Origin of the sequence: Xanthomonas hortorum pv. cynarae (assembly GCF_002939985.1) — a bacterium.
Taxonomy (GTDB): domain Bacteria; phylum Pseudomonadota; class Gammaproteobacteria; order Xanthomonadales; family Xanthomonadaceae; genus Xanthomonas; species Xanthomonas hortorum_D.
Genome location: NZ_MDFM01000029.1, coordinates 1 through 21,426, shown reverse-complemented (window position 1 = coordinate 21,426; position 21,426 = coordinate 1). Strand labels below are relative to the sequence as shown.

Here is a 21,426-nt window from a genome sequence, read left to right as displayed (position 1 = left end):
TTCGGTGCGGAAATGCACATGCGAAACTCTGCGCGAGCTAGCGAACCTTCTTGACACTTAGACGGCGCGTTGTCGTCCAACTGCGACATCTATCATCAAACAGATCAGCGCCCCGAGAAAGGGAGCAGTCAGGCTGCCGCGATGCCGTGCAACCACATCAGGTGTACCCGCCACCACAACATGGCCGCCCGCACCACCGGCGCCCGGCCCCATGTCCAGCACCCAGTCGCTGCTGGCGGCCACGCGCATATCGTGTTCGACCACGATCACCGTATTGCCCGCCGCCACCAGGCCTTGCAGCTGGCGCATCAAGGTATCCACGTCGGCCGGATGCAGGCCGGTTGTCGGCTCGTCCAGCACATAGACGGTGTCGCGCCGCTGCGCGCGTTGCAGTTCGGTGGCCAGCTTGATGCGCTGCGCCTCGCCACCGGAGAGTTCGGTGGCCGGCTGGCCGAGCCGCAGATAGCCCAGCCCTACTTCGCGCAACACCTGCAACGGACGCAGCACGCTGGCGTCTTCGGCAAAGAATGTGGCGGCTTGGTCCACCGTCATTTCCAACACCTGCGCGATGCTGTGGCCACGCAGTTCGATCTCCAGGGTCTTGGCGTTGTAGCGCGCGCCATGGCAGGTTGGGCACGGTGCGTAGACGCTGGGCATGAACAGCAATTCCACGTGCACCGAGCCTTCGCCTTCGCAGGTGGCGCAGCGGCCCTTGGCGACATTGAACGAAAACTGCCCCGGGTCGTAACGTCGGCGACGCGCGGCCGGGGTGGCGGCGAATAGCTTGCGTACCGGATCGAACAGGCCGGTATAGGTGGCCAGATTCGAACGCGGTGTGCGGCCGATCGGTTTCTGGTCCACGCGCACCAGCCGGCGCACCTGATCGAGCCCACCGACGATCGCGCCACCCAGCGGCACCTGCGTGCCACGCTCCAGCGGATCCAGCGCCTCGTCTTCCTCTGCCTGCGTTTGCCCAAGATGGGCGGCCAGCAATTCCACCAGCGCCTGGCTCACCAACGACGACTTGCCCGAGCCGGACACGCCGGTAACGGTGGTGAACACGCCCAGCGGCAAGTCGACATCCAACTCCCGCACATTGTTGCGGGTGATGCCGCGCAGCTGCAGCCACCCGGTGGCATCGCGCGCATGGCTGTGCACCTGCGGCGGCGTGCCGAACAGATAGCGCCGCGTGGATGAGGCGTGCACCTGTTCCAATCCTGCAGGCGGGCCGCTGTAGAGCACCTGCCCGCCATGCACGCCAGCCGCAGGGCCCACGTCCACGATCCAGTCCGCATGGCGGATCACGTCCACCTCGTGTTCCACCACGAACACCGAATTACCCGCAGCCTTGAGCTGATCCAGCGCGCCCAGCAATGCCTGCGCATCGGCCGGATGCAGGCCGGCCGAGGGTTCGTCCATGACATACACCACGCCGAACAATTGCGAGCGGATCTGCGTGGCCAGCCGCAGCCGTTGCAGCTCGCCCGGCGACAGCGTGGGCGTGCTGCGCTCCAGGCTGAGATAGCCCAGGCCCAGTGCCTGCACTACCTCGATCCGCGCGCGTAGATCGGCAGCGATGCGTTGCGCGGCGATCGCTTGCTCGGGATGCGTGTCGGCCTGCGTGCGCGCGTTATTGCGCTTGCGCTTGCCAGCATTGCCCTCCGCAGCCGGGCGCAGCAACTCGGCCACGTCATCCAGTGGCCTGCGCGACAGCTCGCCGATATCCAGCCCGGCAAAGGTCACCGACAACGCCTCGCGCCGTAGCCGCTTGCCATCGCACTGCGGGCACTGGGTGCTGATCAGATACTGCGCCACGCGCTTTTTCATCTGCGCGCTTTGGGTGGTGGCAAAGGTGTGCAGCACATAACGCCGCGCACTGGTGAAGGTGCCCATGTAACTGGGTTCTTCCTTGCGGCGCAGCGCGCGCTTGACCTCGTCCAGGCTGTAGCCGGCATACACCGGCACCACCGGCTGTTCGTCGGTGTAGAGAATCCAGTCGCGGGTTTTCTTCGGCAGCGTGTGCCACGGCACGTCGACGTCGTGGCCCAGCGTGGTGAGGATGTCGCGCTGGTTCTGCCCGTGCCAGGCGCCAGGCCACGCGGCCACCGCACGGTCGCGGATGCTCAGTGTGCGATCCAGCACCATGGTCGCTTCGGTGGCATCGTAGATGCGCCCCAACCCGTGACAGGTGGGGCACGCACCGGCCGGCGTGTTCGGCGAAAAACCATCGGCATAAATGATCTCCTGCCCTGGCGGATACGTGCCCGCACGCGAATACAGCATGCGTAAGGAATTGGAGATGGTGGTGACGCTGCCCACCGACGAGCGCGCACTCGGTGCGCCGCGCGCCTGCTGCAAGGCCACTGCCGGCGGCAGGCCTTCGATGGAATCCACTTCCGGCACGCCGACCTGGTCGATCAGGCGCCGCGCATATGGCGAAATCGAATCCAGATAGCGGCGTTGCGCCTCGGCAAAAATGGTGCCGAACGCCAGCGACGACTTGCCCGAGCCGGACACTCCGGTGAACACCACCAGCGCATCGCGCGGGATGTCCACGTCCACGTTCTTGAGGTTGTGCTCGCGCGCACCGCGCACACGCACCAGGCCAGAGGACGACGAGATTGCGTTGGACATGACTACCAGACCGACGTTCGACAACGCACTAGCCTAGCGCGGCGCGCATGCAGCCGATGTCGTCGTCGCATCGTTTAGGTGCAGTCGAGTGCTTTAGGTCAACAGTCAACAGCCTGGTCGGTCGAGTGCGCGGTGCCCTCGCCGCTCGCGGGACACGCCGCAAGTACGTCCATGTAGGCTCGGTGGCGGCATCCATGCCGCCACACGGTCCCGCAATCGGCGAGGACACCGCACCAGAAAGTTGGTCGGTAGCTGAGTAAAAGCTGGTGGTCTCGCGAGTTGCGGCTTGCTGGTGCGGGTAGCAGAACTACAGATGAGCTATCGAGTCAGAAGCACGCCATGCATTGCTTTTAACCATACACACCGACCATCTCGACTGGTCCTTGCCCGCCCACCGTCGCGGGACCTTACGCGGCATGGATGCCGCGTAAGAGCCTACATGGACGTACTTGCGGCGTGTCCCGCGATGGTGGGCGGGCAAGGGCCCTGCAACAAACCCGCAGATCAGCCGCGAACCAACGTGCCGATGACACTACAAGGACGTACTTGCGGCGTGTCCCGCGACGGCGGGCGGGCAAGGGCCCTGCAGCAAACCCGCAAATCAGCCGCTCTACAATGCGATCACCCCAACGCATGCGCCGGCACCGGCTGCTCGCCGGTATCGGCCAACGCCTGCATGCGCGTCACCACGCCACTGAACAACCGCGCAGTGGCGGCATCGCGCGTACGGAAGATGGCTTCCAGCTCGCCGTAGTACCAAAGCGTGCCCTCGCGCCCGGCAGTAAACACGTTGAAGATGTCCTGCCCCACGGCGGGGTTTTCCAGGTCCTGCACGATGGTGCGCGCGTTATAGAGCTTGTCGCAGCCCGATACCAATAGCGCGCGCTCCGGCGTCTTGCGCAAGTGGTCCAGGTAGGCCGACTTGCGCTCGCGCCAGTCGCGTTTGCGTGCGCGCTCGGTGTTGTCCACCTCGGCCTTGTCTTCGGCAGTGGCGTCGGTACACGCCATCACGATATCGGCCACGGTATCGCCGAACTGCGCGCGGATCGAGGCCTCATGGCCGCCGCCGCAGTCTTCCACCACGTCGTGCAACAGCCCGGCAATGGCCTGCTCCTCATCGCCGCCGCATTCCAGCACCAGCGTGGACACGCCCAGCAAATGGCTCAGATACGGAATTTGCGTGCCCTTGCGCAGCTGCCCGGCATGGGCGATGCGCGCGTAATCCACAGCCAGGGCGTAACGTTCGGTGAGAGCGGTCATGGGGCGTCCGATGCGAGCGATGGCGCATTATCGCCGAGCGTGCCCAGACGCAGGGTGAGGACGCCGCGATGATGTGTGCAGGCTCAATGACACGCTGTTGCAGTCGATAAGGCTAGAGTTTCCCCACGCCGCACGATTGCTCAGCCATGCCGCCCCTTCCCGTTTGCAATGCCTGCCGCGATGGTCAGGACTTCCCCACCGCCATCACCATGGCGTTCCAGCCCATCGTCGATGTGTCCACCCGCACGGTCTACGCCGGCGAAGCGTTGGTGCGCGGCGTCAACGGCGAATCGGCCGGCAGCATCCTGGCCGCAGTGGATGAGCGCAACCGCTACGCCTTCGATCAGGCCTGCCGCATCAAGGCGATCGAATGCGCCGCGCAGATCGCACTGCCGGCCTTGTTGTCGATCAACTTCATGCCCAATGCGGTCTACAACCCCGAGCACTGCCTGCGCGCCACGCTCTCGGCCACCGAGCAATACGGCTGGCCGCTGGACGCCATCATTTTCGAAGTCAGCGAACAGGAGCACCTGGCCGAGCCGGCGCATCTGCTCGACATCATGCGCACCTATCAAGCGCGCGGCCTGAAGACCGCCATCGACGACTTCGGTGCCGGTTATTCCGGGCTCGGCCTGCTCGCCGACTTCCAGCCCGACCTGCTCAAGCTGGACATCGCGCTGGTGCGCGGCATCGACGCCGACCGCAGCCGCCAGTCAATCGTGCGCCACACCACCCGCATGTGCGAAGAACTCGGCATCGCCGTGATTGCCGAAGGCATCGAACACCCCGACGAATACCGCGCCCTGCGCGATATGGGCATCCACCTGCAACAAGGCTATCTGTTCGCCCGCCCGCAGATCGGTGTGTTGCCGCAGGTGCATTGGCCGGAGTGATTCGCATGTGTGCGAGTGAAGCAAGCGAACCAGCACACACCTCATCAGCGGGTGCCACTAGCAATCACCAACGCACAACGTCCCAGCAGGAAAGAAATTAAACGCATCGAAACCGCAGTTACGATTCCCGATTCCCCAATCCCGATTCCCGGCGGCGCCCAAGAACCCATCACCGCCCCAGCAAACACCCCGCGCCGCCAATCACACATACCGCGGAATCGGCCCCAGCTGCGGCGTCTGATCCGGCAACGCCACTTCCACCTCGTCCACATAGCACCAGCCCCACCCTTCGGGCGGGTCGTAGCCTTCGATGATGGGGTGGTGTGTGGCGTGGTAATGCGCAGTGGCGTGTTTGTGCGGCGAATCATCGCAGCAGCCCACATGGCCGCAACTGCGGCACAGGCGCAGATGCACCCAGGTGCTGTCGATGGCCAGGCAGTCTTCGCAACCACGCGCGCTCGGCGTGACCTCGGCAATCTGCCCGGTATGCGTGCAGTGATCACTCATGATGTGGCGGACTCCTGGGTGGCAGTGGCAAGTTCGGACTCGGGCACCGGGTTGGCCTGGTGCGCAAGGTACTGGTGAATCTGCGCCACTACTGCAGCGCCCTCGCCCACTGCGGCCGCCACGCGCTTGACCGAGCCGGCGCGCACATCGCCGATGGCGAACACGCCCGGCCGATTGGTTTCCAGCGGCAGGCACGCCGGCACACCATCGCCGCGCGTGGTGCCGGTGATGACGAATCCGCGTGTATCTGTCTCCACGCACTGCTGCAACCAACCGGTGTTGGGGTCGGCGCCGACAAACAGAAACAGATGCCGCAGCTCCACATGCGTGGTCTGCCCATCCGCGCGCGTGCGCAACACCGCCGCCTGCAGACCGCGCTCCGGGTCGCCTTCCAGTGCGGACACTTCGGTGCCGGTATGCAGTTGCACATTCGGCAACGCCGCGATGCGTTCGATCAGGTATTGCGACATCGACGATTCCAGGCCTTCGCCACGAATGATCAGGTGCAGTTGCTTCACCCGCGGTGCCAGAAACGCCACCGCCTGGCCGGCCGAATTGCCACCGCCCACCAGCGCCACCACCCCGCCCTCGCACAGCCGCGCTTCCACCGGCGAGGCCCAGTACGAGACCCCGTGGCCTTCGAAACGGTCCAGCCCTTCGATCTCCGGGCGCCGGTAACGCGCACCCGAGGCGATCACCACGGTGCTGGCCAGCAGTTGCTTGCCATCGGCAAGATCCAGCTTCAGCGCACCGTCTTCGCGCCCGCATTCCAGCGTGCCGGCCTCGATCGGGATCGCCAGTTCGGCACCGAATTTCAGCGCCTGGTTATAGGCGCGCCCGGCCAGGGCCTGGCCGGAAATCCCGGTCGGAAAACCCAGATAATTTTCGATGCGTGCCGATGCACCCGCCTGCCCGCCGATGGCACGCTGGTCCAGCACCATCACCGACAAGCCTTCGGAGGCGGCATACACCGCGGTGGCCAGACCGGCCGGCCCGGCGCCGACAATCGCCACGTCGTAGCGCTTGTCCGGGTCGATCTCCGGGGTCATGCCCAGGCAATGCGCGGCTTCGGTATCGCTGGGCTGGCGCAACACGCGCCCGCTGGGGCACACCATCACCGGCAAATCGTGTTCCTGGATGCCCAACCGCTCGACCAACGCGCGGCCTTCCTCATCGGAGACATCCATCACCGTGTTGGGGTAGCCATTGCGGGTCAAAAAGCCCTGCAAACGGGTCAGGTGCGGGTCGTCCGGTTCGCCGATCAACACCGACCCCGAGGCATCGCCTTCGATCAAACCCACGCGGCGCAGGATCAACGCGCGCATCACCACCTCGCCCACTTCCGCCGAGCTGATCAATAAGGCGCGCAAATGTGCGGTGTCGAAGGGCAATGCCAGGCAACCTTCCGGCCCGGCACGTCCGCCGGCCAGCGACGCGCGCCCGGCCAGTTGGCTCACCTCACCGGTGAACTGGCCGGGCGTATGCAAGGTGATGGGCTTTTCGTTGCCCAACCCGTCGCGGCGCACCACCTCGATGGCGCCTTGCAGCACCACCCACACCGGCGCATGCGCATCGCCAACCTCGAACACGGTCTCGCCCGCATCGAAACGCTGTGCCGGCCCGCTGGCAAAACGCCGCGTGATCGCCAATTGGCCCGAGTCCAGCTCGGGAAACATCTGATGGTGGCGGGTATCGGCCAGGGACATGGGATGGCGACGCTGAGGGGGACTGCATGCAAGCATGGCCAGCCGTGAGGGCGATGGCAATCACCCGAATGCGCAAGACCGGCGATGACACGCAGCACACGCGCACGCGAGCAAAAGCTGCTGCTGTGCAAGGACATGTGCAGCGTTTGCGCAGGAACCGGGCCAGTGGCGCGTTACCGAACTCAACGCAGCAATCAACCGCAACCGTGCGCACTATGTCTGCGCCGGCTCCCAATGTGGGCCGTGCTGCCCGGCAGCCATGCGCTCGGCCGGGCGCACACGAAACACCACACTGATGCGCTCGCCCACCGCACGGGCCGTCTTGGGAATGCCGTGTTCGTGGGTGACTTGCGAGGCATGGCTCATTGCCAGCAGGCTCCCGGGCGCCAGGTCCACACCCATCGCACGCGTGCTGCCGTCCTTTACCCGCAACTGCATCCGGCGCGGCGCGCCCAACGAGATCAAGGCAATCGGGTGCGGCGCCAGCAGCGTCTGTAGTTTGTCGTGATGCATTGCCACGCTGTCGCGGCCATCGCGATACAGATTCAAGCCCACTGCGTTGTACGGCGCGGGCAGCACGGCCTGCACTGCAGCGAGCAGCGCGTGCAATGGCAACCCCGGCGGCAGCGGTGCATCCAGCCGATACGAGGCGAGCATGCGCGGCACCGCGACGATGCGGTCGTACATCTCGCGGTGTTGGCTGCGCCAGTCGATTGCCTCACGCAATGCGGCGAAACATTCCTGCGCCAGCGAAGGCGTCAGGAGCTGCGGCCAATAGCGCACACCGCCCTCGGCATCGTGCAGCACCTGCAAGGGCATGGAAGGAGCGTCGAACAGATCCATCTGCGTGATATGCGGGCGGTCTGCGCGATTTCAGCAGCACGGCTTGGCGTTTTTCTTTGGCAACCGCGTTGCGTGCAGACCAGCGAGCTCAACGATGCAGGCGCACGATGCCACACGATCAGGCCCGACAGCTGTGCTACGGTCCGGCGCTGCATCCGCCTGGAACCTTCCGCATGCAGCATCGGTCGATCGCCTTGTCTCCTCTGCGCTGGCTGGCGCTGTTTGCCGCCCTCGCCACGTCTGCCGGCATCGCTGCGCCACGCGTTGCAGACGCTGGCTTCCAGGCGGTGGACCCGTTTATCGGCACCGGCGGCGAAGGCCACACCTATCCCGGCGCCACGGTGCCGTTCGGCATGGTGCAGCTGAGCCCGGACACGCAGATCAAACCGCGCAAGGAGGCCTACGGCTGGGCCGCCGGGTATCGGCAAAGCGACAGCACGATTGTCGGTTTCTCGCATACGCACTTCTCCGGCTCCGGGCATTCGGACCTGGGCGATATCCTGCTGATGCCGCAAACCGGCGAGGTCAAACTCGAACGCGGCGATATCGCCACACCCGGCAGCGGCTACACCGCGCAGTTCGACCACGCCAGCGAGCAGGCCCAGCCCGGGTACTACGCGGTGACATTGAAAGACCGCGCTATCCGCGCCGAACTCACCGCCAGTGCGCGCGTGGGTGTGCATCGCTACACCTTCCCCAAAGACAAGCCGGCACACGTGCTGGTGGACCTGCGCACCAGCCTGTACGACTACCCCGGCAAGGTGCAGTGGTCGCGGCTACGCGTGCGCAGCGATGGCACCGTCACCGGCTTTCGCGAAACCCGCGGCTGGGCACCCGGCCGCCAGCTGTACTTCGCCATGCGCTTCTCCCGCCCGCTCACCGCCACCCAATTGCACGACACCGAGCAGGACATCCCGTACAAGGGATTCCCGCCGCCGGGCGAGAAGAACCCAGCGCAACGTGCGCAGATCGAAGGCCGCCAATTGGTGGGCGTGTTCGATGTCGCCAACGACGGTACCCCGCTGGTGGTCAAGGTCGCGCTGTCGCCGGTCAGCGAAGCTGGCGCCATCGCCAATCTGGATGCGGAGGTGCCCGGTTTCGATTTCGACCGCGTGCGCGCCGATGCGCGTGCGCAGTGGACGCAGGCACTGTCGGCGATCGATGCGCAAGGCACGCCGCAACAACGCACCCAGCTCTACACCGCGCTGTATCACACGCTGCTCGGGCCTACGTTGTTCATGGACAGCGATGGCCGCTATCGCGGGCCGGACAATGCCGTGCATCAGGCCAAGGGCTGGACCAACTACTCCACTTTCTCGCTGTGGGACACCTACCGCGCCCTGCATCCGCTGCTGACCCTGGTGCAGCCGCCGCAACGCAGCAGCGACGTGGTCAATTCCCTGCTCGCCTCGCGCCGCGAAAGCGCCTACGGCATCCTCCCCGTCTGGGCGTTCCACGGCCTGGAAACCTGGTGCATGATCGGCTACCACGCCGTGCCGGTGATTGCCGACGCCTACATGAAAGGCATCGGCGGCTTCGATGCCAACGAAGCGCTGGAGGCCATGGTCGCCAGCGCCAATTACGGCCACTACGACGGCATCGCGCAATACCGCGAACTCGGCTATGTGCCCATCGACGAAGAAGGCGAAGCCGCCTCCAAGACGCTGGAATATGCCTTCGACGACTGGACCATCGCGCGCATGGCCGACAAGCTCGGCAAGCCGGCCATCGCCGCAGAATTCAGCAAGCGCGCCAGCAACTGGAAACACGCCTTCGATCCCGCTACTGGCTACATGCGCGCGCGCACGCGTGCTGGAAATTTCCGCGAGCCGTTCGATCCATCCGCCAGCGGCTATGGCAGCGACTACACCGAAGGCAATGCCTGGCAATACTCCTGGTATGTGCCGCAGGACGTCGCCGGGCTGGCTGCCGCGCATGGCGGCGACGACAAACTGCTGGCACGTCTGGACGCGGTGTTCGATGCCAAAGTCGACCCCAAGGTGTTCGAGCACATGGAAGACATCACCGGCCTGATCGGCTGGTACGCGCACGGCAACGAGCCCAGCCACCATGTCGCCTATCTGTACGCCTACGCCGGCCAGCCCTGGCGCACCCAGGCGCGGCTGACCCAGATCATGGACACCCAGTACCACGCCGGCCCCGAAGGCCTGGCCGGCAACGACGACCTCGGCCAGATGTCGGCGTGGTACGTGTTCACCACGTTGGGTTTTTATCCCGTCGCACCGGGCAGCAATCAATACATCATCGGCCGCCCGTTCCTGCCGCGCGCCACGCTCAACCTGCCCAACGGCAAGCGTTTCAGCGTGATCGCCGAGGGATTGAGCACTGCACGCGCCTATATCGGCAGCGCTACCCTCAACGGCCAACCACTGACCCGCGCCTACCTCACGCACGAGCAGATTCAGGCCGGCGGCGAACTGCGCTTCCACATGCAGGCCACGCCGAATCAGCAATGGGCCACCGACCCGGCGCAGCGACCGTATTCGATGTCGACGCAGACGCACTGAGTCAGTAGTGGATGCCCATGCGCAACCCGCAGGCATCCCGCTCCACCACCGCCGGCAAGCTGCCGGCGGTGCCTGCGGCAATGCGCTGCGCACTCCAGCAGGCCACCAAGGCATCCAACACATCGTCCGGCTTGGCCAGCGCACGCGGCACGCGCTCCAGCAATGCGGCGACCTGTCCGTCGCCGTAGCATTGGCCCAGCAAGGCGGCTCGCTGTTGATGGCCCGCACTGCTCTTCTTTCCCGCCGTCAGGCCCTGCCCGCCAGCGAGCACGGCGAACGACACTTCCGGGTGCACCTCGAATACGCGCTCCGCCCACACCGGGTCAGCGCGCAAGGCGTCGTCCCAGGCGCGAATCTTCGACAGCAGCGCAAACGACTGCACGCCAAAGCCACGCTGCCCGTCGTGGTCCAGCACCCGATGCAATGCAGAGGCTTCCACCTGCGTGCTTGCATGCAACATCCCGCGCAGCGGCGCGGAAAAGATGCTGCATGCGCGTCTGCCGCCGACAAAGCGCCGCGCCTGCGCATCCGCAGCGCGGGGCGCGTGCTCGCTCAAGCCGATCGGAATATCCACGCCGAGCACATCGATGTGGCGCAGTGCGCTCGCCAAGGCGTCAACTGTCGGGTAACAGGCAAATTGCAGCCCATTGTCTTCCTCCCACACCGCCAACCAACCGCTGCCGGCGCCATCGATCCCCACACACTGCATTGCTGTTCTCCGGTCGTGACGTGCGTGCACGGCGCTGCGCCATCGCTCGCATGCGATCTGCCTGACGCGTTCACATCATGCACAACATTCTTTCACCCGCACGCATCGCGTTGCTTTCCAGACTGATCTGCATCGGGCCGCAGCACCCTGCGGCCTGCCATCCCCCACTGCAGGAGCCAGTGCATGTCCAGCACCAAGAACCAGTACGCAATGCAGAACCCGCTCACCCAGTTTCCGCAGCCCAAGTTCCCCGAGCAAACCCAGGAAGCGCCAGGCACCATCCATGCATTGCAACCCAAGGCCGACCACGGCGAGCAGAGCTACCGGGGCTTCGGCCGCCTGAAGGGCCGCAAGGCGCTGATCACCGGTGCAGATTCGGGCATCGGCCGCGCCACCGCGATTGCCTACGCACGCGAAGGCGCCGACATCGTGCTGAACTACCTGCCGGAAGAAGAACAGGACGCGGCGGAGGTGGTGCAGTTGATCCAGGCCGAAGGCCGCACTGCCATCAGCATCCCGGGCGACCTCAAGGACGAAGCGTTCTGCAATGAACTGGTCGCACGCGCGGTCAAGGAACTCGGCGGGCTGGATCTGCTGGTCAACATCGCCGGCAAGCAGACCGCGGTGAAAGATATTGCCGACATCACCACCGAGCAGTTCGACGCCACCTACAAGACCAACGTCTACGCGATGTTCTGGCTATGCAAGGCGGCCATTCCGCATCTGCCGCCGGGCGCATCCATCATCAACACCGGCTCGATCCAGTCCTACCAGCCCTCGGCAACCCTGATCGACTACGCCTCCACCAAGGCCGCCATCGTCAACTTCACCAAGGGCCTGGCGCAGCAGGTCGCCGAAAAGGGCATCCGCGTCAACGCGGTCGCACCCGGACCGGTGTGGACCCCGCTGCAACCCAGCGGTGGCCAACCGCCGGAGAAGATTCCCGATTTCGGCTCGGAAACCCCGCTCAAGCGTGCCGGCCAGCCGGTGGAGATGGCGCCGCTGTATGTGATCCTGGCTTCGCAGGAATCCAGCTACGTCACTGGCGAAGTGTTCGGTGCCACCGGTGGTCTGCTGCTGTCCTGAGCCAACCGGCTGTCCTGAGCCAACAGAAAGAGCTTCCGCCGTAGCGTCACCAAAACCTTGCCGATCGCTGCATGCGCAGTGATCGGCAAGCGTCTCTTCGGTGGCGTTTTTGGTACTGGCGACAGTATCGACTGGTGATGCATCAGTAAGACGGATACGCAAGTTAGTTCGACCGGCTACGCAAAGATGGCTTCGATCACGCAAGCCCCTCCTTCTCCCGCCGGGAGAAGGTGCCCGAAGGGCGGATGAGGGTACGCAATCTCCCACCAACACTGCGACCACCATCCACCCTTACTGCGTCATCACCACCGTCTGGATCGCATGCGCCGGGATCTCCAACGCGCGCGACGCCTCGCCCACATACAGGTTGTAGCGGATCGCCACATCGCCGGCATTCATCACCACCGTCGCCAGTGAGCCATCGCGGTTCGCAAATGCAGTGGTCATCAGATTGCTACGGCTACTGGCCGCACTCACCCGCTGCGCACCCGGCCGGATGAATTTGGAAAAGTGGCCGATATACCAGTAGCTCGGCGTGTAAGTCACCTCGCCTGTGCGCGTGTCGGCATGCACCGGTGCAAAGCAGTAATTGCCTACATGATTCGGCCCGCCGTTCTGGTCGAGCAGGATGTTCCAGTCGGTCCAACCCACCGCCCCATGATTGAGGTCGTTGATGATCGCCGTGCCATAGCGCTCGCCATTGGGCCAGTACTGCAACCTGGCGGGGTCGAACTTTTCCACCGCCGCCTCGGTGAGCAGCAGATGCTTGTCCGGGTACGCCTGCGCCACCGCCGCCACGTTCTCCACCATCGGCGCAAACCCGGCCCAGGTCTCGTACCAGTGGAAGCCCATGCCCCACGCGTACTTGGCCGCTTCCGGATCGTCGAAGATCACATGCGCGCGGTGCACCATCATGTCGCGGTTGTGGTCCCACACGATGATCTTGCGATCGCCGTAGCCGGCTTTTGCCATGGTGGGCCCGAGGTGGTTTTTGAGGAAATCGCGTTCTTCTTCCGCAGAAAACTGCATCGACTCCCAGGTCTGCACCGCCATCGGCTCGTTCTGCACGCTGATGCCCCAGATCGGAATGCCGGCTTTTTCGTAGGCCGCAATGAAGCGCGTGTAGTACGTGGCCCAGGCCTGCGCATACGCGGGCAATAACTTGCCGCCCTTGAGCATGGTGTTGCTGTCTTTCATGAAGGCCGGCGCGCTCCAGGGACTGGCAAATGTCGTCAACTTACCGCCGGCCGCCGCAATGGCCTGGCGTAGCATCGGGATGCGATAGCGCTGATCGTGCTTGACCGAAAAGCTCTTCAGTGCCGCATCGCCCTCCTTGATGTAGGTGTAGCTGGCGCTGCTGAAATCGGAGCTATGGATGGTGGTGCGCGCCAGCGTGTAGCCGATGCCTTTTTGCGGATCGTAGTAGGCAGTGAGCAGTTCGCGCTGCGCACGCTTGGGCAGCTTGGCGAAGGTCTCCGCACTGGAATCGGTGATCGCCCCGCCAATGCCCAACACTTCCTGAAAGCGGTGCTGCGGATTGACGAAGATGCTGTTCTCTTTCTCCGTCAACGCATGCCCGGTCTCGAGTGCCTCGACGGTGCTGACCCGCATCTGCTGCGTCGCCCCTTGGGCGGTGGTGTAGACGCGTAGCGTGCCGGCGGGTGCTGCTGGCTGAGTAGCAGCATCCGCAACTGCGGCATCCGCCACTTTCGATGTCCGCCACTTTCGATGCAGGTGTAGAGACAGATGATGCCGTCGATGTCGGCATCGGAATCGGCGTTGCTGCGGTTGTTTTTGCTGCGGCTGTTTTTGCTGCGGCTGTTTTTGCTGCGGCTGTTGTTGCTGCAGTTGTTGTTGCTGTTAATGCAGATGCAGATGCCAACACCATTTCAGTCGCAACGCCCCAAACCCCCAAAACCCCCACCATCGACCACGCAATCGTTCGCTTCACCGTGCACCCTCCCAGGTTGGTGTGCAAGCCTAACCGACCAACGCGCCGCAACATCGCGCAACAAACGAGCGCAAGCGCGCATTCCTTCATATCGCTCCAGACCTTCCCTTCTCCCACCGGGAGAAGGTGCCCGAAGGGCGGATGAGGGTACGTCTGCTGAGAGTGCGATCGAGCCCCTGCAATCAAGGCAACAACATAAACCCCATCTGGAAAGACAGACCCACTGCTCCAGCAGACGTACCCTCACCCCAACCCCTCTCCCGCTGGAGAGGGGCTTCTGGCCTGCGTACAGCATCAAAGATGAAGAGCTTCGATCACCGGCGCGACAACCGATCCAAAATCCCCGGCACTTCCACCCCAAGCTCACGCGCCAGAAATCCCACCGTCCCAATCCGTTTCGACAGCAGCTTCCCCGCCGCCGCATGCACAAACACACCCCATAACGCAGCCGTCAACGCATCGCACCCACGCGCGGCAAACCCGGCAATCAATCCCGCCAGCACATCGCCCGATCCGGACGTCCCCAACCCGGATGCACCACCGCGATGCACCCACAGCGCCCCCTCCGGCCCGGCAATAAAGCTGTCCGCGCCTTTGACAATCACCACGCTGCGCAGTGTCTTCGCATAGGTCAGCGCGTACTCGCCCGGCGCCGCTTCTATCGCTGCCTTGTCGTCTCCAGCCAATGCCGCCATCTCGCCCGCATGCGGCGTCAACACGAATGGCCGCCCAACCGGCGCACGCAAGCCGCGCGACAACGCTCCCGCATCCAGCACCAACGTGCAAACCGCTTTTTCAGCCGCGCTTTTCACCAATGCAGCGGTGGTTGCCGACGACGCCATCCCCGGCCCGATCACCGCCGCATCGCAGGCTTCCAGTGCCGCATCCAGCGCACGATGCCCACGCGTAATTTCGCCCTGCCCGTTTTGCGCCAATCCCAGTACCAGGGCCTCCGGCACCGCCAGCGCCATGCCGGGCGCCACGCTCGCAGCGGTGGCGATCTGCAACTTGCCCGCACCTGCGCGCAGTGCCGCCTCGCCGGCCAGCAGCGCCGCGCCCGGCACACGCATCGACCCACCCACGATCAACACCCGCCCACGCTGTTCCTTGTCGCCACCGGGCGATGGCAGCGGCAGCGCACGCAATGCGGCAGCGCTGAGCGTGCGGACGCGTGCGGTGGCCATCAGCGTGCTCCGGCCGGGCGGTCGGATTCAGTGGTCACCGGCTCATCGGCAAGCTCGGGCGAGACGAAGTTGGTCCGCACCAGTTGCAACGCCTGCCCCCCGCGGCCGGCCACGTATTCGGTGACGCCGCAGTTGGGCACCTCGCCTTCGCGGTCGATGCCCAGAATCGTGGCCTCGTCCATGCGTTCGGCCAGGTAACGGAAACAATTGACGATCACCTGATGCCCCACGATCAACACCCGCGCACCCACATGATTTCGCTGCAGATCGCCAACCACCGCGCGCAGCCGGAAGATCACATCGCACCAACTCTCGCCACCGGGCGGGCGGAAGTAGAACTTGCCCACCAACTTGCGTTGCTCGGCCAGCTCCGGAAACGTCGCGAGGATGCCGGCCGTGGTGTAACGGTCGAGCACGCCGAACTCCTTCTCGCGCAGGCGCTCGTCGATGCTGAGCATATCGTCGCCGTGGCCCAGCGCGCGCACCACCGCTGTGGCGGTCTGGCGCGCACGCACATAGGGCGAACACAGCACCACCGTGGGCCGCTCCCGCTGCGGCAGACCCGACATCCATGTGCCCAACGCATGCGCCTGCCGCTCGCCCAACGCCGACAGCGGCACATCCGCATCGCGATGTTCCAGATCGATCAATGCATGGCCATGCGCCTCTGCCACATCGCGCGCCACATTGCCCGAACTCTGCCCATGCCGCACCACCCACAACCGCTCGGGCCACTGGGTCGACACGCCAGCCATCGCACTTTTCTCACTCACATCCATCTCCTGCACAAATCAGCCCCACGTGTCGCACAGCGCCCGTGAAAACGTGGTCGATCACCCGTTGCCTGCAGGCGTTTCAGCACCGCGCGCAACGCGGCACACCAACAAGCAGGCACAACGGGGCGATAACGTCGCGCCGGTATACTGCAGCCCCCTGCCACCCTGCTTCCCATGTCCAACGTTCTGCTGTTGCGCACGGCGAAAGAGCGCGAAGAACTGCTGCTGGAAGAGGTGCTGGACGCCGCCGAGCAATGCATCGACGCCGCCGGCCTGGGCGCCACCAGCTTCGAACTGATTGCCGAGCGCGCCAAGGTCAGCTGCGGCTGCCTGCTGCAGCGATTCGAAGACAAGGACGCGCTGGTACGCGCCTTGCTGGAGCGCAACTACATGCGCGCCATCCGCCAGATGTGGCTGGTGGAACGCCCGGCCAACGTGCACGTGGTGGATTTCATCGCCGGCCTGCTCGAAGAATGGCTGCTGCAGGAAATCAACATCAAGCGCACCCGCATCGACCTGGAGCTGCACCTGGCCACCCTGCGCGACCCGGTGTTGGCCGCCTTCATGCGCAGGCAGAGCGCATCGCTGATCGAACACCTCAGCGCCCTGCTCAAGCGCCTGCTGCGCGGCCACGCCGACCCGGCCAGCAGCGAGCAGGAATTCCAGGCCCGCGTCTTCGCCGTGGCCGCCATGTGCGGCGGCCTGCACAACGTGATGACCAGCGGCATGGAACTCAACCGCATGCATCTGCAGTTGATCCTGCGCGAGAGTTTGTCGGGGATTTTGAAGTCTGCGCCGGTGTAGTTCGGAAAACCCGGCAGGGCATGCGTGGCCCGCCACTCCAACCAGCAACGCGTGGGATCGCCTTTCAACTGCCGTACGATGCAGACGCCTCTGCAGACGCGCGGGCTCTTGCGGCCAAGAGCAGTCGAGTGACCAATGCGCAGGCGTCGTCGCCAACGCCGCTGGCAGCGCGCCAGAGCTCTGGCGGCAGCCGGGAACGGTCTGCGGTTGCCAGGTTCTGAAGATCTGCTGCCAGCGCAGCTGCCTCTTCTTCGGTCATCTCACCCCCGGGACCGGCCACCTCCCCCTTGTTCACCATGGCAACGGCCGCGTCCAGACATGCTTCGGTGACGCCCAACTCCTTCGCCCTGTCGGCCTTGCTGACACTCGTCTGCGACTGCGCTTGCAGGTACCGGTTCGCCAGATACTGCACGGCAGACAGCGTGCCCATCACCACGGCGTAGGCCAAGGCCGGCGCAAGCGTGACACCCGCATTCTTTTTCCAGGACACCTCCCCTTTTGCATATTCATATGCCGCCGCAGCGGGCGCATGAACCACGTCCAGAACTGCGGCTTCGGCTGGCCCTGCGACCGCAGAGGTGGCAAACCGCGCTGCCTGCAGCCCGGTGTTCGCAATGTGCACACCGATGGGCACGCGTGGGGCCTTGAGCCGCGCCGCACGCACGGGCGCACGCGACAGGTCTTGCTTCAATTGTGGATTGGCCTGCGGGTCGCCGCGTTGCGAGGAGTAACCCACCTCACGCGGGGCCTGCGCCTCGCGTTGATCGTGTCTTACCGCTTCACGAGCCACAGAACTCACTGGGAAGGAACCCATGTCTCACCTCTTAGAACAGATTCACCAAAGTGCTTGCGTACCACTCTGCTACGCAAGCGTCATTGCGCTTGGCGCAAGACCGAAAAAATGGACGGTCTGGCGACGTGCATGCGTCGCAGCGCGCTCAGCCAGCAGATGATGCAGACGCTTCCGCAGATGCGCGGCTTCGCGCAGCCGCAAGGAAGTGACTGACCAATCCATCTGACAACGGCGTAGAAGGCAGTCGTCAGGCAGACGGCAATGGCATCGTGAGGGCGCAGGATCTCTGCAGATCGCAACGCGCGCCATGCTGATGGTCACGCTTTCACACTCAAAGCAGTGCAACAGGCAACCTCCGCTTCGTGTCGTTGCAACGCCCTTCGCCGATCGATATCCCAGAGAATGGAGCCGCCTCCATCCTGATCGCCTCATTGGCCAGCATCGACGCAAGGACAGCAGATGGATTCCATCAGGCATCGCCCCACACTGCACGTGCCTGCAGGCGCTCATGCAACGTCCGGGTCTACGGGTGAGCGCACTGCAACCGTGTCGGCAGATCAACACCTGCCCTGCGCGCAGATCAGCGATGGGGCGCTGCAGGCATTGCCGCGGAAAAGACCACAAGGCGCTGCCATTCTCAAACGCTCACTCAGTGCGCCTGCGCTGACGGCAACACAGCGCCGAATGCTTGCCGAACTCGGGGCTGAAGGCGGTACGTGCCTGACGCCCGACGAAGCAGCGGTGCTGCGGGAGCTCAGTTTCCACACCCCGGCGACACCGCGCGATACGGTGCTGTTTACCGACCCCAACAAGGACCCCGACGATGTGGTCGCCTACACCATCGGCAAGCAACTGCAGGTAACGGGCTTTGTACGCCTCACCGACGTTGCGGTGACCTTGGGCGATGCCAGCGTGCGCGAGCAGCGCGCCCGGCTCGCAAAGGGCGTGTTCAACCGCCTGCAACTCCCCGATGTGCGTGTCTCACGCGGGCAGGATTACCCGATGAGTGCGAAACAGGCCAAGGACCATGCCAAATTCCTGCAGGAAGGCCAGGGGTTGCGTGCGGAATCGGCCGAAATTTGCGACAACAGCCTGCAAGCGCTGCAGGAGCGCCTGATGCAGGCACCGCAGGGGCTGAGCATGGTGGTGATTGCCGGCATGACCGACGCCCATGCGCTGGTCGATGCGCATCCGGCGCTTGTGCGCGAGCGCGTCAAGAGCATCACCATCATGGGGGGCGTCGAGCCGGCCAGGGACGCTGAGGGCCATGTGCAGCCCGACGCACGCGCCTACAACAATGCGACAGACCTGGACGCGGCCCGTGGCCTGTACCGCAAGGCACAGCAACTGCAGATCCCGTTGCGCATCGTTACCAAGGAAGCTGCCTACAAGACAGAGGTGTCGCCCTCGTTCTACGAAGGCCTGGCGAAGAGTGGGCATTCGGTGGGCAGGTATCTCGAAGACGTGCAGAAAAACGCCTTGAACGGCTTGTGGGACGGAATTCAGGCAGGGCTGCTTCCGGGCCTGGATCAGGCGTGGTTCTTTCGCACGTTCACCGCAGACGCACTACCGCAGGCAAGCAGCCCGCAAGAGGGCGCAAATCAAGCCATGGCCTTCGACCAGATCTGGCCGAGGGTCACCAAACTCAACTTGTACGACCCGTTGACGCTGCTGGCCTCGGTTCCCGGCGCGGCAGGCATGCTGTTCACGCCAAGGCAGATACAGGCCGATGGACTCAGCGTTGTGGAGCTGGTGGACGAACAGGAAGTCAAGCACCCAGAAAAGGCGAAGCTGTTGATGTCTGCCTTGGCAAAAGTGGCGCTTGCTTCTGAAAAATGAAGGGTAAATCACTGCAGTAACACGTTGAGTCCGCGTTAGGAAAAATTGCCGAAGGCCGCCTCGGCGTGCCCTTGGCGGTGTGCCTCACCGGCGCCAATCGGCACAACTCGGTCGTGTTCGAGGAGCTGATCGACGCCTTGCCGCCAATTGGTGGCAAGCCAGGGCGCCCGCGACGCTGGCTAGGCAGATTGCACGCCGACAAGGCCTACGACATCGCCCGCTGTCGCACCTTCCTCAAGCAGCGCGGCATCATTGCGCGGATCGCACGCAGAGGCATTGAGCGCAACCACCGGTTGGGCCGTCATCGCTGGGTCGTCAAGCGCACGCATGCCTGGTTCGCAGGCATGGGCAAACTGCGCATCCGCTTTGAACGCTGCATCGATCTCCACTTGACGTTGCTCTTGCTTGCTTGCTCCATCATCTGTTGACAGCTTCTTCCTGGGTGTTGTTAACCGCCCTGAAAATAGAGAGAAAGTCTCGCAAAATCCAGTTCGACTAAACGTTCTTTATTGCGAAGATTTCTTCGCATTGCGGTGAGCATGGCTCCCGTGCGGCCATCATATTGTGCTGCGGCTGGGGAGCCGCGAAGATCTAGTTTTCTACACTCTTCAAAAACCAAACCGCCGTCACTCACACTGCGTGGTTCATGCCCACGCGGCTGCTCTGTGCGACTCACTCCTTAAGCGAACTAGAAACCAATGAAACAATTATGCTCGATTTCCACTTGCCTCGTTGTACTGATGGGGTGCTCCACCATGTCCCTTGCGCAGGCTGCAACCCATGGCAAAGGCTTCAAGCAGTCTTTGATGGTCCAGCCAGTCACCCCCATCTTTGGCACCACGAGCACCGGTGCCGGCGACCTACCCGCCAGTGTTGATCTGCGCGGCTTTGCCATTGAGCCCGGTGACCAGGGGCAAGTCAATTCCTGCGCATCCTGGTCCACGGCTCACACATTGGGCGGCTGGTACGCCAACGCAGGGAAGCAGGCTGTTAAACGATTTGCCCCCATGTATCTTTATAGCCAAGTAAATAATGGCGTCGATGAAGGTAGCTACATCGAAACGAACCTGGATACGGCGCTTCTACAAGGAATCGACACGGAGCAGCATTATTCCTGGGGCAACTATAACTGGAAGAACAAACCAACCGCAGCCGACCGTGCCAGTGCGGCAAACCATCGAACGCCGTACAAGAAATACACTGTGATTTATTCGGGTAGCGGGAACGGAAAGGCCCCGCTGATCGAACAGATAAAACGAGCGCTAGCTGCATCAACACCGGTGGTGATCGGCTTCAACACCAGACAAGGCTTTGACGACCTAGGCGCCAACGAAGTAGACAACGACACTACCAGTCCTATCAATGGTGGGCACGCCGTCGTAGCACTTGGCTACAATCAAAGCGGGCTGATTATCGAGAACAGTTGGGGCGAGAACTGGGGCTCTCGGGGCTTTGGCACGCTGTCTTGGGAAGTAGTTGGCAAGGATGTCCTCATAGCGGTAGTAGCTCATTAGAAGCCGCTAAAGGAAACATGATGATGGCCGCGTCCGCCGCAAGTGCGGGCGCGGCCAACTTCCGAACGAAGGGTACCGCCTCAATGCATCTGACTCCACCGCCAGCGTCAAACACTTGAAATTCAATGTTCAGCGCTACAAACTAAGAACCGTTAACAAAACCCCTTGAATATTGCTCTAAGTGTATCTTATAGATATTTCACTAGACCAGATATTATTGGCCTACTTCGCATTAGCTGATAGATTTGCGCACTTAGATAGTAGCAACGTACAGGCAAATGTATAGAGCGTGTTATGAACTTTGCCCTTGTCGCGATAACGTATACGGATGAAGCCTCGTAAGCCATATCCAACCGATATCTCCGACGAAGAATGGGCCTTCGCTGCGCCATATCTCAC

General features: G+C 63.5%; 17 protein-coding genes and 1 pseudogene. 8 read left to right on the top strand and 10 right to left on the bottom strand.

The features are described 5' to 3' along the window. Nucleotides 1-57 precede the first annotated feature (57 nt). On the bottom strand, nt 58-2,634 hold the full coding sequence (locus tag XcyCFBP4188_RS17555; RefSeq protein ID WP_104592535.1) for an excinuclease ABC subunit UvrA: 2,577 nt from the start codon (nt 2,632-2,634) through the stop codon (nt 58-60). Nucleotides 2,635-3,255: 621 nt separating this feature from the next. Beyond that, nucleotides 3,256-3,894 carry an HD domain-containing protein gene (locus tag XcyCFBP4188_RS17545; RefSeq protein ID WP_006449267.1) on the bottom strand — a complete coding sequence of 213 codons (639 nt, stop codon included), beginning with the start codon at nt 3,892-3,894 and terminating at the stop codon, nt 3,256-3,258. Nucleotides 3,895-4,040: 146 nt separating this feature from the next. On the opposite strand from XcyCFBP4188_RS17545, the gene XcyCFBP4188_RS17540 reads away from it, so the two are divergent. After that, complete coding sequence (locus XcyCFBP4188_RS17540; protein ID WP_074056900.1) at nt 4,041-4,787, top strand: EAL domain-containing protein; 747 nt, start codon at nt 4,041-4,043, stop codon at nt 4,785-4,787. Between the two features lie 201 nt (nt 4,788-4,988). On the opposite strand, the gene XcyCFBP4188_RS17535 is transcribed toward XcyCFBP4188_RS17540, so the two are convergent. From XcyCFBP4188_RS17535 to XcyCFBP4188_RS17525, 3 genes are all read right to left on the bottom strand, one after another. Then, nucleotides 4,989-5,294 carry a UBP-type zinc finger domain-containing protein gene (locus XcyCFBP4188_RS17535; RefSeq protein WP_074056899.1) on the bottom strand — a complete coding sequence of 102 codons (306 nt, stop codon included), beginning with the start codon at nt 5,292-5,294 and terminating at the stop codon, nt 4,989-4,991. Beyond that, a complete protein-coding gene (locus tag XcyCFBP4188_RS17530; RefSeq protein WP_006449273.1) occupies nt 5,291-7,000 on the bottom strand; it encodes an FAD-dependent oxidoreductase in 1,710 nt (569 codons plus the stop codon). Before XcyCFBP4188_RS17530 ends, XcyCFBP4188_RS17535 begins: the two co-directional genes overlap by 4 nt. Before the next feature lie 213 nt (nt 7,001-7,213). Then, nucleotides 7,214-7,843 (bottom strand): alpha-ketoglutarate-dependent dioxygenase AlkB, encoded by a 630-nt coding sequence (locus XcyCFBP4188_RS17525; protein WP_006449275.1) that lies wholly within the window; start codon nt 7,841-7,843, stop codon nt 7,214-7,216. Nucleotides 7,844-8,016: 173 nt separating this feature from the next. Here XcyCFBP4188_RS17525 and XcyCFBP4188_RS17520 point away from each other — a divergent pair, with 173 nt between their 5' ends. After that, nucleotides 8,017-10,371: a GH92 family glycosyl hydrolase gene (locus tag XcyCFBP4188_RS17520; protein WP_104592544.1), complete on the top strand. Its 2,355-nt coding sequence runs from the start codon at nt 8,017-8,019 to the stop codon at nt 10,369-10,371. A 1-nt stretch (nt 10,372) separates the two neighbouring features. Here XcyCFBP4188_RS17520 and XcyCFBP4188_RS17515 read toward each other — a convergent pair whose 3' ends face one another. Further along, nucleotides 10,373-11,080, bottom strand: a complete 708-nt coding sequence (locus XcyCFBP4188_RS17515; RefSeq protein ID WP_006449279.1) for a DUF429 domain-containing protein — start codon at nt 11,078-11,080, stop codon at nt 10,373-10,375. A 183-nt stretch (nt 11,081-11,263) separates the two neighbouring features. Between XcyCFBP4188_RS17515 and XcyCFBP4188_RS17510 the strand changes: the two genes are divergently transcribed. Then, the gene (locus tag XcyCFBP4188_RS17510; protein ID WP_006449281.1) at nt 11,264-12,166 is read left to right on the top strand and encodes an SDR family oxidoreductase; all 903 of its coding nucleotides are present in this window, start codon (nt 11,264-11,266) and stop codon (nt 12,164-12,166) included. 291 nt (nt 12,167-12,457) lie between these two features. On the opposite strand, the gene XcyCFBP4188_RS17505 is transcribed toward XcyCFBP4188_RS17510, so the two are convergent. Next, nucleotides 12,458-13,777, bottom strand: a complete 1,320-nt coding sequence (locus XcyCFBP4188_RS17505; protein WP_104592543.1) for a glycoside hydrolase family 30 protein — start codon at nt 13,775-13,777, stop codon at nt 12,458-12,460. Nucleotides 13,778-13,878: 101 nt separating this feature from the next. On the opposite strand from XcyCFBP4188_RS17505, the gene XcyCFBP4188_RS22910 reads away from it, so the two are divergent. Then, nucleotides 13,879-14,262 carry a hypothetical protein gene (locus tag XcyCFBP4188_RS22910; RefSeq protein WP_155767020.1) on the top strand — a complete coding sequence of 128 codons (384 nt, stop codon included), beginning with the start codon at nt 13,879-13,881 and terminating at the stop codon, nt 14,260-14,262. A gap of 169 nt (nt 14,263-14,431) precedes the next feature. On the opposite strand, the gene XcyCFBP4188_RS17500 is transcribed toward XcyCFBP4188_RS22910, so the two are convergent. Then, a complete protein-coding gene (locus XcyCFBP4188_RS17500; protein ID WP_006449284.1) occupies nt 14,432-15,301 on the bottom strand; it encodes an NAD(P)H-hydrate dehydratase in 870 nt (289 codons plus the stop codon). After that, nucleotides 15,301-16,080: a histidine phosphatase family protein gene (locus tag XcyCFBP4188_RS17495; protein WP_006449285.1), complete on the bottom strand. Its 780-nt coding sequence runs from the start codon at nt 16,078-16,080 to the stop codon at nt 15,301-15,303. Before XcyCFBP4188_RS17495 ends, XcyCFBP4188_RS17500 begins: the two co-directional genes overlap by 1 nt. 171 nt (nt 16,081-16,251) lie before the next feature. Here XcyCFBP4188_RS17495 and XcyCFBP4188_RS17490 point away from each other — a divergent pair, with 171 nt between their 5' ends. Continuing rightward, complete coding sequence (locus XcyCFBP4188_RS17490; RefSeq protein ID WP_074056892.1) at nt 16,252-16,881, top strand: TetR/AcrR family transcriptional regulator; 630 nt, start codon at nt 16,252-16,254, stop codon at nt 16,879-16,881. A 64-nt stretch (nt 16,882-16,945) separates the two neighbouring features. Here XcyCFBP4188_RS17490 and xopAV read toward each other — a convergent pair whose 3' ends face one another. Further along, complete coding sequence (gene xopAV, locus XcyCFBP4188_RS17485; RefSeq protein WP_006449287.1) at nt 16,946-17,695, bottom strand: type III secretion system effector XopAV; 750 nt, start codon at nt 17,693-17,695, stop codon at nt 16,946-16,948. A gap of 438 nt (nt 17,696-18,133) precedes the next feature. Here xopAV and xopQ point away from each other — a divergent pair, with 438 nt between their 5' ends. The 3 genes and pseudogenes from xopQ to XcyCFBP4188_RS17470 all read left to right on the top strand — a co-directional run bounded on the left by xopQ (nt 18,134) and on the right by XcyCFBP4188_RS17470 (nt 21,027). After that, entirely contained in the window at nt 18,134-19,513 is a 1,380-nt protein-coding gene (gene xopQ, locus XcyCFBP4188_RS17480) for a type III secretion system effector XopQ (protein WP_006449289.1), read from the top strand. 56 nt (nt 19,514-19,569) lie between these two features. After that, nucleotides 19,570-19,941, top strand: a pseudogene (locus XcyCFBP4188_RS17475) (transposase); the annotation flags it as partial. Nucleotides 19,942-20,253: 312 nt separating this feature from the next. Further along, on the top strand, nt 20,254-21,027 hold the full coding sequence (locus tag XcyCFBP4188_RS17470; RefSeq protein ID WP_104592534.1) for a C1 family peptidase: 774 nt from the start codon (nt 20,254-20,256) through the stop codon (nt 21,025-21,027). Nucleotides 21,028-21,426 lie beyond the last annotated feature (399 nt).